The organism is Ruegeria sp. AL1, assembly GCF_056540905.1.
This window is the reverse complement of sequence record NZ_JBQFXP010000008.1, coordinates 32,963-45,147: the sequence shown is the minus strand read 5'-3', so window position 1 is coordinate 45,147 and position 12,185 is coordinate 32,963. Positions and strand designations below refer to the sequence as shown.

Here is a 12,185-nt window from a genome sequence, read left to right as displayed (position 1 = left end):
CCTTACTTACCGAGGCAAAAGCTCGAGAAAATCTCATCCAGCAAATCTTCCACACCGATCCGGCCGACCAATGTTTCAAGTGCACGAATGGCAGTGCGGATTTCTTCTGCCGCAATATCATATAGCTCGGGTCCCGATTCCAGTACAGCGACAGCCGCATTCAATGAATCTTTAGCTGAATTCAGCGCCACACGATGGCGTTCTCGAGTCGCGATACCATGGCTTGTAGAGCGTTTTGACAAAACCCGCGATATATTGTGGACGAGACGATCCAAACCTTCGCCAGTTTTTCCGGATACGCCGGTGTTGCATTCATCGCGCAAATCCGATTTCGGTAACACCTGAATATCGCCCGGGCGCGGCGCAACACCCAAAACAGCTGGATCTTCGGATAGGAAAACACGCAAATCAGCCGATTCGGCGCGTTTGCGGGCCAACTCAACTCCCAGCGATTCAATATGGTCCTCAGTTTCCCGCAAGCCGGCGGTATCCAGCAACGTCACAGGCAGACCCGCGAGGTCCATTCGAACTTCAATGACATCTCGTGTTGTTCCAGCGTATTCCGAGGTAATCGCAGCCTCTCGTCCCGCCAGTGCATTCAGCAAAGTTGATTTACCTGCATTAGGCAATCCCACAATGGCAACTTCAAACCCCGTGCGGATACGTTCGGCAATCTGAACCCCGCGCGCTTCACGCTGCAGATCTGCAATAACGCCCGAGATCAGTAGATTTACCTCGGGTGTTACGTCCGTCGGAACCTCCTCATCGGCGAAATCTATAACTGCTTCCAACAAAGATGCAGCGCGGATCAGGTCTCGTCGCCAGCTCTCAGCCAAACCGCCCAATTCTCCGGCCAGTATCGTTTGCGCTTGTTTTCGTTGGGCTTCGGTTTCTGCGTCGATAAGATCGGCAAGCCCTTCGACTTGCGTCAGATCCATCTTGCCGTTTTCCAGGGCCCGACGTGTGAATTCACCCGGTTCGGCCAAACGCAGTCCTTCAGTGTCAGACAAGCATTGCATGACTGCGCTCACCGATGCCGTGCTTCCGTGTATTTGTAACTCGGCAACATCTTCTCCGGTGAAACTGGCCGGGGCTTGGAAGGTCAGGACCAGCCCTTCATCCAGCCGTGACCCGTCAGGCGCAAAAAGAGTTCGGACTTTCATCCCGCGCGACGGCAGAGCACCTCGGGTCAAGTCCGCTGCAGCAGAATGTGCCAACGCACCCGAGAGACGGATCACCGCCACCCCTGCTTTACCTTGTGCGCTGGCCAAGGCGAATATCGTGTCCATTCGAAGGCCTCGCGTTCGTTAAGACCTGATGGTGTCAGGTATTCATCGAGTCGAAGAAATCCCCGTTCGATTTCGTCTGCTTCAGCTTCGAAAGCAGGAATTCGATCGCGTCCGTCGTGCCCATCGGGTTGAGGATGCGGCGCAGAACAAAGGTCTTGGCCAGATCGCCCTTGTCGACCAGCAGGTCCTCTTTCCGGGTGCCGGACTTGAGAATATCGATCGCAGGGAACACGCGCTTGTCTGCAATCTTACGATCCAGAACGATTTCCGAGTTGCCGGTACCTTTGAACTCTTCAAAGATCACTTCGTCCATCCGGCTGCCGGTATCGATCAGCGCGGTCGCGATGATGGTCAAGGAACCGCCCTCTTCGATATTCCGCGCCGCACCGAAGAAGCGTTTCGGCCGTTGCAGGGCGTTGGCGTCCACACCACCGGTCAGAACTTTACCCGAAGATGGGACGACAGTGTTAAACGCCCTACCAAGTCTTGTGATCGAATCGAGAAGAATAACAACATCTCGTTTATGCTCGACCAGACGCTTGGCTTTTTCGATCACCATCTCGGACACGGCCACGTGGCGGGTCGCGGGTTCGTCAAAGGTTGAGGAGACAACCTCGCCCTTCACCGAGCGCTGCATGTCAGTCACTTCTTCGGGACGTTCATCGATCAGCAGGACAATCAGGTAGCATTCCGGGTGGTTTTGCTCGATGGAATGCGCGATGTTCTGCAGGATCACCGTCTTACCCGTGCGCGGCGGGGCAACAATCAGCGAACGCTGGCCTTTACCAATCGGCGCGACCAGGTCGATCACCCGAGCCGACTTGTCCTTGATCGTCGGATCTTCGATCTCCATCTTCAGCCGCTCTTCGGGGTAAAGCGGCGTCAGGTTGTCGAACAAGATCTTGTGTTTGGCTTTTTCGGGGTTCTCGAAGTTGATCTTCGTGACCTTGGTCAAGGCAAAGTAACGCTCGTTATCGTCGGGCGCTTTGATTTCACCTTCGACCGTATCCCCGGTGCGCAACGAATGCTGGCGGATCATGTCAGGTGACACATAGATGTCATCGGGACCCGGAAGATAGTTCGCCTCGGGCGAGCGCAGAAAGCCAAAACCATCCTGCAGCACCTCAAGCACGCCATCGCCGCCGACGGTCCAGCCTTCATCCGCACGTTCACGGAGAATCTGGAACATCATCTCGCCCTTCCGCATGGTCGAGGCGTTTTCGATTTCCAGTTCTTCGGCCATGGCCAGAAGGTCTTTGGGGCTTTTGGCCTTCAGGTCGGCCAGATTCAGAGATTCAGTGGACATGATGATACGATCCTTGGCCGCAATGGTCGCGGCACGGAGTGGAATTTCAATACGGAAGATACGCCGCCCGGACGGGCGTGTTGCGAATTACATAAGCGGCCAGCGCTTCGGAGTCAAACAGGCCCTCAGAACTTCAGAATGACCGCCAGGACGATGGCAACCATCAAAACGGTCGGAACCTCGTTCATCATGCGATACTGCCGTCCAGTGAGCTTATTTTGTCCCTCAAGGAAATCTTTACGCCGCGCCATCAGCCAGTGATGGAACCAGGTCATGGCGATCACGGCTGCGCCCTTGACCCAGGGCCAGCTCCAATCCCAGCCAATGATGCCCGGTGTGAAAACCATGACAAGACCACAACCCCAAGACACAATCATCGCAGGACGCATAATCACCCGCAGCAGCTTTTCTTCCATTTCAAAGAAAATCTGTTCTGCCCCATCGACCGCTTGCGCTTTTTCGACGTGGTACACGAACAATCTAGGCAAATAAAACAGACCAGCCATCCATGAGATTACAGCCATGATATGCAGTGATTTCACCCAGGGGTATAACGTGAAGAGAAGATCAGTCATTTGGGCTCCGGGGATTGCTTACGACATTCCCTAATAAAAAAAATAGAAAAGAAAAAGGATGATGGTTTTGTAGGGTCGTTCAAATCGGTGGATTACTTTGTTACCCATGGTTTTTCCCCAGGTGGACAGGGTTTGTTATGACATCGTAAGGCTCTGTTGATTTTCATTTTATTTTTTAAATTTCAAAGCCTTATATGATATCAATTAGATTGATCTTGGGGATAAGTCATGGGGTAAGTCTGGATATCCATGTTATCCCTTTGGCCCAAGTTATCCTTACCCAGATTGGACAATCCCTGAGCGACTCGGCTGAGATTTTCACGAAAATGCCGGGCTTGCGTGTCAACCGGAAAACCATACAAACCATCCCTGACGCTTTCACCAATTGCTCAGCAGGTTTTCCACATGTCTGTCCCCATCATCCTGGCCTCGGGGTCGTCCATCCGGTCGCAGCTTTTGCAGAACGCGGGCGTGCCGTTCACGGCCCAGACCGCTCGCGTGGATGAGGATACCGCCAAGCGCGCGCTTCTGGCCGAAGGTGCCAGTCCGCGTGACATTGCTGATACATTGGCCGATATGAAGGCCCGCAAAGTCAGCGACAAGAATCCGGGCGCGATGGTTCTGGGTTGCGATCAGGTGTTGGATTTCGACGGGCAATTGCTGTCGAAGCCTCAAAGCCCCGAGGACGCTCTGACCCAGTTGAAAACCATGCGCGGCAAGCGTCATATGCTGTTGTCGGCGGCGGTGATCTATCAGAATGCCGAGCCGATCTGGCGTCATGTCGGTCAGGTGCGATTGCGGATGCGGGCAAGTTCGGATGCTTATCTGCGCGCTTATATAGACCGCAACTGGGGCAGTATCCGCCACGCCGTCGGGGCGTACAAGCTTGAGGAAGAGGGCGTGCGCCTGTTCGCCACCATTGACGGTGACTATTTTAACGTTTTGGGTATGCCCCTGTTGGAGCTGTTGAATTTTCTGGCGGTCAAAGGGGTGATCGATCAATGAACAAGGCAAAAATTCCTTTGGCCGGGGTCATCGGGCATCCGGTGGCACATTCGAAATCGCCGCAGTTGCACGGCCATTGGTTGAAAACCTACGGACTGGCGGGCCACTATGTCCCGATGGACGTGGCCCCTGACGATCTGGCGAGTGTTCTGAAGATCCTACCAAAGGCCGGATTTGTCGGCACCAATGTTACCGTGCCGCACAAAGTGGCTGCCTTACAGCTTGCGGATCAGGCGACCGACCGGGCTAAACTGATCGGCGCGGCCAATACGCTGGTGTTTCAGCCCGACGGTTCGATCCACGCCGACAACACGGATGGCTACGGATTCATGGAAAACCTTCTCAGCGGCGCGCCGGATTGGCGTCCGGGCGATGGGCCAGCGGTTGTTTTTGGTGCAGGCGGCGCAGCACGGGCGGTTTTGCAAGCTCTGGTCGAGGCAGGCGTGCCGGAGATCAAGCTGACCAACCGCACTCGCAGCCGTGCCGAGCATCTGAGTGAGGAATTTGGTCCCACGATCTCGGTGGTCGATTGGGTTCAGGCAGGAAATGTGATCGACGAGGCCGAGCTGGTCGTCAATACAAGTTCGCTCGGGATGCAGGGTCAGCCGGAACTGCGGGTGCCGCTTGACGGTTTGCAGCCCGGCACAGTGGTCACTGATCTGGTCTATGTTCCGCTCAAGACCCATCTGTTATGCGCCGCGGATGAGGCGGGCTGCACCACCGTAGATGGGCTTGGCATGTTGCTGCATCAGGCGGTGCCCGGGTTTGAACGCTGGTTTGGTGTGCGCCCCGAAGTGACGGACGATCTGCGTGCGGCTGTTTTGGCATGAGCTTTGCACTGGGTCTGACCGGATCGATCGGAATGGGCAAAAGCACCACCGCGCAGATGTTTGCGGATGAAGGTTGCGCCGTTTGGGACGCTGATGCGGCAGTCCATCGGCTTTATTCGACCGGGGGCGCAGCTGTTGAGCCGATGCGTGCAGCCTTCCCTGCCGCTGTCACGGACGGGGCGGTCAGCCGGGAGGCGCTGAAACAGATCATCGCAGAAGATGCCGCCGCGTTGAAACAAATCGAGGCGATTGTGCACCCGTTGGTTGGTGTGGACCGCGCCGCCTTTAGAGATAAGGCATCTGCCGATATTCTGGTCTTTGATATTCCCCTGCTGTTTGAAACCGGTGGAGATGTTGCAATGGATGCGGTTGCTTGTGTTTCGATCCCGCCGGCTGAGCAAAAGCGCCGGGTGATGACGCGTGGAACGATGACCGAGGCGCAGTTCGAACAGATCAGGGCTAAGCAGATGCCGAATGACGACAAATGCGCACGATCGGATTTCATCATTGTGACAGACACTCTGGACCACGCCCGCAGCCAGGTGCAGGATGTGATCAGGCAGATACGGGCGAGGATGGCTGATGCGTGAGATCGTACTGGATACCGAAACCACGGGGTTCGATCCCGAAAGCGGTGACCGGATCGTCGAGATCGGCGCGGTCGAGCTGTGGAACCATGTGGCCACGGGTGAGACTTATCACGTCTATATCAATCCGCAGCGCTCAATGCCCGAAGAGGCGTTTGGCGTGCATGGCATTGGCCCCGATCTGCTGGACTCTCCGCGCCCACCGGAAAAGGGCGAAGTGACGCTGAAGGATAAGCCGGTCTTTGCCAAGGTGGGTCAGGGATTTCGCGACTTTGTGAAAGATTCCCGGCTGGTGATCCACAACGCTTCGTTCGACATGAAGTTTTTGAACGCTGAGCTGGGTTGGATGGGTTTGCCGCTAATCCCGATGGAGCAGGCGCTGGACACGCTGGCAATCGCGCGCAAGCGATTCCCCGGCTCTCCGGCCTCTCTGGATGCGTTGTGCCGGCGATTCAATATCGACAACTCGAACCGCGTGTTGCACGGGGCGTTGCTCGACTCGGAAATTCTGGCCGAAGTTTATCTGGAGTTGATTGGTGGCCGCCAGCCGGATTTCGGTTTGTCGACGGCGGGGACATCCGGCGCCGGTGGCGGAGAGGAATGGCGTCCCGGGGCGCGTCCGACTGCTTTGCCTTCCCGCATCACGGAAGAGGAACGCGCGGCACACAAAAAATTTGTCGAAGGTTTGGGCGAAACCGCCCTGTGGACCCGCGCCTGAGATTGGCTCCGGCGCGGGTCAAAATGTTTAGGCTTCGGCTTTTTGCGCTTCTGCCTGACGGCGCATCAGCTCGTTTCGATACAGGCCGACAAAGTCGATATTGTCCAGATTCACAGGCGGATAGCCACCATCGCGCGTCACATCGCTGACAATGCGACGCAGGAACGGGAACAGCATCCGCGGGCATTCGATCATCAGGAACGGGTGCAGCTGATCATCGGCGACCCCTTCCACGTGGAACAGACCGCAATAGTCGATCTCGCACAGGAACAGAACATCCTCCATGCCCTTGGCTTTGGACTTGAGGTTCAGTTTGATCGATACTTCGAACTGATGATCAGCCGGGCGCTTTTTCGCATCCAGATTGACCTGTACGTTGATCTCGGGCTGCACATCGCCCGACACACCCTTCTGGGCCATCACGTTCTCAAAAGACAGATCGCGGATGAACTGTCCCAGAACGCGCATCTGGATTTGCGGGGCGGCCTGGGCCGCGGTGTTTTCTTTGGCGTCTTCTTCGGCCATGGAACTACTCCGAAACTAAAATCCGCCATTGCTTAGCAAGTTGGGCGGGGCACCTCAATGCCGGTGCGGGCCTTCTACCCATTTCGATGGCTTTGACGGGTCCTGGCGGGGCCGGACCTCGGTAAATTCACCGTCGATCACATCATCTTCCGAGAACGGCTGTGGGCCTGTGCGGAACTGTGCGCCGGTGCCCATCTGGAAATGCGTGATCGTTGCCTTGGACTTGAGGTACCGGAACACAGCGACCCGAATGCCGGGAATTAGCAATGCGAAACCAACGGCATCCGTGAAAAATCCCGGTGTCAGCAGCAGGACGCCCGATAACAGGATCATGGCGCCATGGGCCAGCGGCTCGGTCGGGTCATCCAGCTCAGCGAACGAGCGTTGCAGGTTGGCAAGTGCCATGCGACCTTGTGTCCGGACCAATACGGTGCCCAAAACGGCCGTCAGAACCACGATCGCAAGGGTCGGCCACAGTCCGATCAGGCCGCCAACCTGGATGAACAGGGCGATTTCGATGATCGGAACCAATAAAAAAGCCAAGAACAGATACATTTGCGTTAACCTTTAGCATGTGTCGGGCTGTGGACTTGGCCCGAACTGTCACCTACATAGTGGCAGAGGGCTGCGTATACAAAGCCCGGGTTCTGAAATGAGGACGAAATGAACTCACCCCTGATCCAGCTTCTGGTGCTGGCCGGAATTGCCATCTTCCTGATCCTGCGCCTGAAAAGCGTGCTGGGTACGCGTGAAGGTTTTGAAAAACCACCGCTGCAGCAACAGCCGGAGGCACACAAGTCGCGCCGTGATTTCGAAGTGATCGAAGGTGGGCCGGATCACGATATCACTGATCATGTCCAAGAAGACAGCGAACAGGCGCAAACCCTGGCCGCGATGAAGCGGATTGAGCCCGCGTTTTCCGTCAGCGAATTTGTGCAGGGCGCGCGCGGGGCTTATGAACTGATCGTGATGGGGTTCGAAAAAGGAAATCTGGATGAAATCCAGCCTTTCCTGTCGGAAGAGGTGTTTGACACATTCGTGTCGGTTGTCGCCGCTCGAGAAGACCAGGGCCTGACGATCGAGGCGGAATTCGTTGGGGTGCGCGAAACGACGCTTTCGGATGTCAGGTTCGACAAGGACAGCAATGAAGCCGAGATTACCATGAAGTTCATCGGCGAGCTGACCTCGGTCGTGCGGGATCGCGGCGGCGATATCATCGAAGGCAATCCCAACACGGTCAAACGCCAAAAGGACAGCTGGACTTTTGCCCGTGTCATGGGCTCGGACGATCCGAACTGGCTGCTTGTTGCTACGGACGCATGATTGCAGCGCTTCGGTCGCTTTGTCTGGTGGCCGTCATGACCACCGCCGCCAGTGCCGAGGCAACGCGATCCATCCTGTCTTTTGATGACCTTGATGGCTGGGCCGCCGATGACCACGGGGCGGCCCTTTCGGTTTTTCTGAACACGTGTGGCGATCTGGATGATCCGGATTGGCGCGCGTTATGCGGCGTCGCGCGCACCTATGAAGCCGATGCTGCGCGTGCGTTTTTTGAGTTGTTCTTTCGCCCTGTTCTGGTCGAAGACGGCAAAGATGCTCTTTTCACTGGTTATTTCGAACCTGAGTTGGATGGGTCACGCACACGATCCGCCCGCTTCAGATATCCCATCTACAAGATGCCGCCTGAAGCCCGAGGTGTGGACCAATGGCTGAGCCGCCGTGACATTCTGACCAGCGGTGCCATGTCCGATCGCGGGTTGGAGATCGCTTGGGTCGATGACCCGGTTGAGTTGTTCTTTCTGCAAATTCAAGGCTCGGGCCGCGTGCGTCTGCCGGACGGAGGTGCGCTGAGAGTTGGATATGGCGGGGCAAACGGGCATCCGTACCGCTCGATCGGGGCCGAGCTAATCCGGCGCGGCGCGCTGGGCGCGCATCAGGTCAGCGCGCAGATGATACAGGCATGGGTGCGAAAGAATCCCGAGGCCGGGGCCGAGTTGCTGCTCCACAACCCTTCTTACGTGTTCTTTCGCGAAGTCACCCGCGTTGCGCCTGAGCTTGGTCCGTTGGGCGCGATGAACCGGTCTGTCACCACGATGCGCAGTATTGCGGCAGATCCGGTCTATACACCTTTGGGCGCCCCGGTTTGGGTTGAGAAAGACGGAAAAAACCCGCTGCGGCGATTGATGATCGCGCAGGATACTGGCTCGGCCATCAAGGGCGCGCAACGCGCGGATATCTTTTTCGGAACCGGAGACCAAGCGGGCCAGGCAGCTGGTCGCTTGAAGGATCCGGGTCGGATGGTGGTTTTGCTTCCCATTCAGCGGGCCTATGCCCTGTTGCCGGATGAATTCTGATGACTCGCCGCAAGCTGACTTCTGACGAGATCGAGCTGTGGCGCAAGGTCGCCAAACAAGCTGAACGCCTGCATCCCGAACTTCCCCCGACAGTGCATCCCACCACGTTGCCCAAGCCGAAACCGATCAAAACGCCCAAAGTTAGACTCGAAGATTTCGAAATTGGCCAAATAGCGCCCGCTAAACCCGCACGCAATGCGTTGAAACCGTCGATTACGGAAAGTCTGCATGCGAAACCTGTTCAGATGGATCGCAAGGCGTTTGGTCGCCTGAAACGTGGCAAGCTGAAGCCCGAGGGCAAGCTGGATCTGCATGGGATGCGCGTGGATACCGCGCATCCTGCATTGGTGCGTTTCATTCTGACGGCACAAGCCTCTGGCAAGAGACTGGTTCTTGTGGTGACGGGCAAAGGTAAGGATCGGGACGAGCCCGGCCCCATCCCGACCCCGCGCGGCGTATTGCGCAACCAGGTGCCGCATTGGCTGTCCATACCGCCATTGGCGCAGGCGGTGCTGCAGGTGACCCCTGCGCATATCAGCCATGGCGGTGACGGGGCTTATTACGTTTATCTGCGTCGCAGCCGTTAAAGCGTGCGCGCGGCGCGGGTAATGCCGGTTTTTGCCAGAACGCACACCAGTACAAAATAGACCCCGATCCACCGGAATTGTTGGTCCAGCGCAACCCCATGATCGACCAGAACCCCGGTCATACCGGGTCCGATGGCCGAACCGAGCACCATAACCGCTGTGGCCATGGCTTTGATCGCGCCGATATGCCGGGTGCCGTAGAATTCGGCCCAGAATGCGCTGGGCAAGGTGCTGTTTGCTCCGACTGTAAACGCCAAAAAGATCAGTGCTATGGTGGCATCGATGATCGATCCTGAGGCAGAGAGGATCACAAATCCCAACGCCATGGGTAATTGATAGTACGGGATCAGGCGCACGGTCCCCCATTTGTCCAGCGCCCATCCCGTCGCGAACATCGCAAGCAGGGAAACGCCGGTGTAAACCGGAAAAAGGGCCACCAACTCTATGTGTTGCCAGCCTTTGACCTCGGTCAGATGAACCTGATGAAAGAAAAACGCTGTAATAAAAGCCGATGGTCCCAGCAGCGTGGGGGCCATGAACCAGAACAGTGGATGGCACAGCGCCTCGGTGCGGGTCCAATGGCGACCCTGCATTCCTTCGGCTGCGTATTCGCTGGACAGGCTTTGGGGCGTGCGTTCGTTCCGTAGAAGGCTATGCAGTAAGGGAATGCCAAGTATGGTGACACCGGCTGAGATTACCCAAAGCCAGCGCCAGTCCAGATAGACCATTGCGGCGACAAACAGAACCGGCAGCAACGCCTCGCCAACCGAAAACCCTGCTGATGCGATTGACAACGCTTTGCCCCGCGTGGCGGTAAACCAGCGCGCCATTGCAACCAGCGCCAGATGGGTGCTCATGCCCTGCCCGAACAGGCGCAGAAAAAAGACCACGAGGGGCAGAAGAACCAGCCAGTTGTTCAGCGCCATGGCAAGGGCGGCAAATGCCAGCCCGGTTAGCACTACAGGCCCCAGAACCCGCACGCGAAAAATATCGGTCAGGCTGCCAGCCCAGATCATGACAATGGCCGAGACGGTGGTGCCCAGCGAATACAACCCACCCCAGGCACCATGGCTCAACCCGAAAGCAGTGCGAATCTCGCCCGAGAAGATCGAGATGAAAAACGTCTGTCCGAAGCTGGATAAAAAGGTCAAAAGCACACCTGCACCAAGCCACCGTGCGTTGTCCCGCAGGTAGCGAACAGGCCCGCGTTGGATCACGGAGTGATCACTTTGGTCTCACCAGTTTCGCTCAGCACAATTTCGGTCGCGCCATCAACGTTGCGCTGACTCCTGGGAACCAGAATATCGATCCCGGGCGGTCCGTCCGGTCCGAATGTGGACGACACCCGGCGAACCGAATTCAGAATGGTCAGCAACGCAGGAGAAGTGGCGGCGACGAAGTGAGACGATTGTGCATCGCTGTTGAAGGCGGTTGTGTCGATCACGTTGATCGGAAATTCGGACAGCGACTCGATCGAGCTGATGTTGCCCAGACGTTCGCCTTCAGCCGTGCCGCGCAGGCGGGCCGAAATGTTCAGGATTTTATCCTTCTGCGACACCATCACGACGAAGGGATCAGGAGGATTGTCGATCCGTTCCATTTGCGACCGGAACAGATCCACATCCAGATCGGGAGAGATCAGTATAACTCCCTCGATGTTTCGGTTCGGCCAGTTAGGCTCTTGCAATTCGGCCTGGCGCATCATCTCCATTGACAGGGCGCTTCCCATACTGTGCGCGACCAAGATCACGCGTTTTACGCCCATGGATTTCAGGTCGCGTATGGTCTCTTCCAGCCCGTCGCGGGCAAACAGCATGCTGTCCAGATCATAGGCATAGCCGAAGCCCGTGGCGCGGCTTGGCCAGGAATAGACCAGAATGCTGCCCGGAAGACCAATGTCGTGGGACAGTTGCGCCGCGCGAAAAATGGTCTCGGTCTGGGTCGAATTATACCCATGCACGAATATCGTCACCTCGTCCTGTCCGCGCAGGTGTTTCTGCAAATCCCGCGAACTGTCCAGTTCTGTTGTGTCGACCAGCACGAATTCCTTGTTGGGATCCGGGTTTGCATATGAAAACTTGAGCGTTCCGGGCGTATGGCTTGGAGGGATCGAGACTGTTGTATCCAGAAATTTCAGGCTATCGGCGCGGCGAAAGCCGTAGGAGCCGTCTGCCTCTCGGGCGCGCGTCGTGCTGGCAAAGACCTTGACTGGCGTGCCAACCTCCAGCGCCGAGGGCACGGTTTCGGTAATTGTCCTGTCCGTACATGAGGTCAAAGACAGGAATGCAATCAAAACGATAAATTGGCGCAGCACGGGCGGACCTCGGATAGCTATTGCGTCAAGCTAACGAATTCTGGCCTCGCGTCCAGCGACACAAGGCGACTTTGGTGCAATTCCTGTCAAATGGC

Annotated in this window: 14 protein-coding genes; 7 read left to right on the top strand and 7 right to left on the bottom strand. The window is 56.8% G+C overall.

The genetic code is table 11. The features are described 5' to 3' along the window. Nucleotides 1-2 precede the first annotated feature (2 nt). The 3 genes from mnmE to ACRZ9X_RS13670 all read right to left on the bottom strand — a co-directional run bounded on the left by mnmE (nt 3) and on the right by ACRZ9X_RS13670 (nt 3,170). Nucleotides 3-1,289 (bottom strand): tRNA uridine-5-carboxymethylaminomethyl(34) synthesis GTPase MnmE, encoded by a 1,287-nt coding sequence (mnmE, locus tag ACRZ9X_RS13680; protein WP_480519746.1) that lies wholly within the window; start codon nt 1,287-1,289, stop codon nt 3-5. Nucleotides 1,290-1,323: 34 nt separating this feature from the next. Continuing rightward, on the bottom strand, nt 1,324-2,595 hold the full coding sequence (rho, locus tag ACRZ9X_RS13675) for a transcription termination factor Rho (RefSeq protein ID WP_480519744.1): 1,272 nt from the start codon (nt 2,593-2,595) through the stop codon (nt 1,324-1,326). Between the two features lie 125 nt (nt 2,596-2,720). Beyond that, nucleotides 2,721-3,170 carry a CopD family protein gene (locus tag ACRZ9X_RS13670; protein ID WP_480519742.1) on the bottom strand — a complete coding sequence of 150 codons (450 nt, stop codon included), beginning with the start codon at nt 3,168-3,170 and terminating at the stop codon, nt 2,721-2,723. 405 nt (nt 3,171-3,575) lie between these two features. On the opposite strand from ACRZ9X_RS13670, the gene ACRZ9X_RS13665 reads away from it, so the two are divergent. Genes ACRZ9X_RS13665 through dnaQ form a run of 4 tightly spaced genes read left to right on the top strand, consistent with a single transcriptional unit; the run spans nt 3,576 to nt 6,310 of the window. Continuing rightward, entirely contained in the window at nt 3,576-4,175 is a 600-nt protein-coding gene (locus ACRZ9X_RS13665) for a Maf family protein (RefSeq protein ID WP_480519740.1), read from the top strand. Next, nucleotides 4,172-5,005, top strand: coding sequence for a shikimate dehydrogenase (locus ACRZ9X_RS13660; RefSeq protein ID WP_480519738.1), 834 nt, complete (start codon nt 4,172-4,174; stop codon nt 5,003-5,005). The genes ACRZ9X_RS13665 and ACRZ9X_RS13660 overlap by 4 nt, the downstream gene beginning before the upstream one ends. Beyond that, nucleotides 5,002-5,595, top strand: a complete 594-nt coding sequence (coaE, locus tag ACRZ9X_RS13655; protein WP_480519736.1) for a dephospho-CoA kinase — start codon at nt 5,002-5,004, stop codon at nt 5,593-5,595. Before ACRZ9X_RS13660 ends, coaE begins: the two co-directional genes overlap by 4 nt. Then, nucleotides 5,588-6,310 carry a DNA polymerase III subunit epsilon gene (gene dnaQ / locus ACRZ9X_RS13650; RefSeq protein WP_480519734.1) on the top strand — a complete coding sequence of 241 codons (723 nt, stop codon included), beginning with the start codon at nt 5,588-5,590 and terminating at the stop codon, nt 6,308-6,310. The genes coaE and dnaQ overlap by 8 nt, the downstream gene beginning before the upstream one ends. Nucleotides 6,311-6,337: 27 nt before the next feature. On the opposite strand, the gene secB is transcribed toward dnaQ, so the two are convergent. Beyond that, complete coding sequence (gene secB / locus ACRZ9X_RS13645) at nt 6,338-6,835, bottom strand: protein-export chaperone SecB (RefSeq protein ID WP_480519732.1); 498 nt, start codon at nt 6,833-6,835, stop codon at nt 6,338-6,340. Between the two features lie 54 nt (nt 6,836-6,889). Continuing rightward, nucleotides 6,890-7,390, bottom strand: a complete 501-nt coding sequence (locus tag ACRZ9X_RS13640) for an FxsA family protein (RefSeq protein ID WP_480519730.1) — start codon at nt 7,388-7,390, stop codon at nt 6,890-6,892. Between the two features lie 108 nt (nt 7,391-7,498). On the opposite strand from ACRZ9X_RS13640, the gene ACRZ9X_RS13635 reads away from it, so the two are divergent. Genes ACRZ9X_RS13635 through ACRZ9X_RS13625 form a run of 3 tightly spaced genes read left to right on the top strand, consistent with a single transcriptional unit; the run spans nt 7,499 to nt 9,776 of the window. Continuing rightward, complete coding sequence (locus ACRZ9X_RS13635) at nt 7,499-8,158, top strand: Tim44/TimA family putative adaptor protein (protein ID WP_480519728.1); 660 nt, start codon at nt 7,499-7,501, stop codon at nt 8,156-8,158. Then, a complete protein-coding gene (gene mltA, locus ACRZ9X_RS13630) occupies nt 8,155-9,189 on the top strand; it encodes a murein transglycosylase A (RefSeq protein ID WP_480519726.1) in 1,035 nt (344 codons plus the stop codon). The genes ACRZ9X_RS13635 and mltA overlap by 4 nt, the downstream gene beginning before the upstream one ends. Further along, nucleotides 9,189-9,776 carry a Smr/MutS family protein gene (locus ACRZ9X_RS13625; protein ID WP_480519724.1) on the top strand — a complete coding sequence of 196 codons (588 nt, stop codon included), beginning with the start codon at nt 9,189-9,191 and terminating at the stop codon, nt 9,774-9,776. The genes mltA and ACRZ9X_RS13625 overlap by 1 nt, the downstream gene beginning before the upstream one ends. Here ACRZ9X_RS13625 and ACRZ9X_RS13620 read toward each other — a convergent pair. Both ACRZ9X_RS13620 and ACRZ9X_RS13615 read right to left on the bottom strand, forming a co-directional pair. Continuing rightward, the gene (locus ACRZ9X_RS13620; RefSeq protein WP_480519722.1) at nt 9,773-10,993 is read right to left on the bottom strand and encodes an MFS transporter; all 1,221 of its coding nucleotides are present in this window, start codon (nt 10,991-10,993) and stop codon (nt 9,773-9,775) included. The genes ACRZ9X_RS13625 and ACRZ9X_RS13620 overlap by 4 nt on opposite strands. After that, on the bottom strand, nt 10,990-12,090 hold the full coding sequence (locus tag ACRZ9X_RS13615; protein ID WP_480519720.1) for an alpha/beta hydrolase: 1,101 nt from the start codon (nt 12,088-12,090) through the stop codon (nt 10,990-10,992). The genes ACRZ9X_RS13620 and ACRZ9X_RS13615 overlap by 4 nt, the downstream gene beginning before the upstream one ends. Nucleotides 12,091-12,185 lie beyond the last annotated feature (95 nt).

Excerpts from the sequence above, each read along its gene's own strand:
- ACRZ9X_RS13660 (WP_480519738.1), top strand. The coding sequence starts at position 4,172 with ATGAACAAGGCAAAAATTCCTTTGGCCGGGGTCATCGGGCATCCGGTG.
- coaE (WP_480519736.1), top strand. The coding sequence starts at position 5,002 with ATGAGCTTTGCACTGGGTCTGACCGGATCGATCGGAATGGGCAAAAGC.
- mnmE (WP_480519746.1), bottom strand. The coding sequence starts at position 1,289 with ATGGACACGATATTCGCCTTGGCCAGCGCACAAGGTAAAGCAGGGGTG.
- ACRZ9X_RS13625 (WP_480519724.1), top strand. The coding sequence starts at position 9,189 with ATGACTCGCCGCAAGCTGACTTCTGACGAGATCGAGCTGTGGCGCAAG.
- ACRZ9X_RS13640 (WP_480519730.1), bottom strand. The coding sequence starts at position 7,390 with ATGTATCTGTTCTTGGCTTTTTTATTGGTTCCGATCATCGAAATCGCC.
- ACRZ9X_RS13635 (WP_480519728.1), top strand. The coding sequence starts at position 7,499 with ATGAACTCACCCCTGATCCAGCTTCTGGTGCTGGCCGGAATTGCCATC.
- ACRZ9X_RS13665 (WP_480519740.1), top strand. The coding sequence starts at position 3,576 with ATGTCTGTCCCCATCATCCTGGCCTCGGGGTCGTCCATCCGGTCGCAG.
- mltA (WP_480519726.1), top strand. The coding sequence starts at position 8,155 with ATGATTGCAGCGCTTCGGTCGCTTTGTCTGGTGGCCGTCATGACCACC.
- rho (WP_480519744.1), bottom strand. The coding sequence starts at position 2,595 with ATGTCCACTGAATCTCTGAATCTGGCCGACCTGAAGGCCAAAAGCCCC.
- secB (WP_480519732.1), bottom strand. The coding sequence starts at position 6,835 with ATGGCCGAAGAAGACGCCAAAGAAAACACCGCGGCCCAGGCCGCCCCG.
- ACRZ9X_RS13670 (WP_480519742.1), bottom strand. The coding sequence starts at position 3,170 with ATGACTGATCTTCTCTTCACGTTATACCCCTGGGTGAAATCACTGCAT.
- dnaQ (WP_480519734.1), top strand. The coding sequence starts at position 5,588 with ATGCGTGAGATCGTACTGGATACCGAAACCACGGGGTTCGATCCCGAA.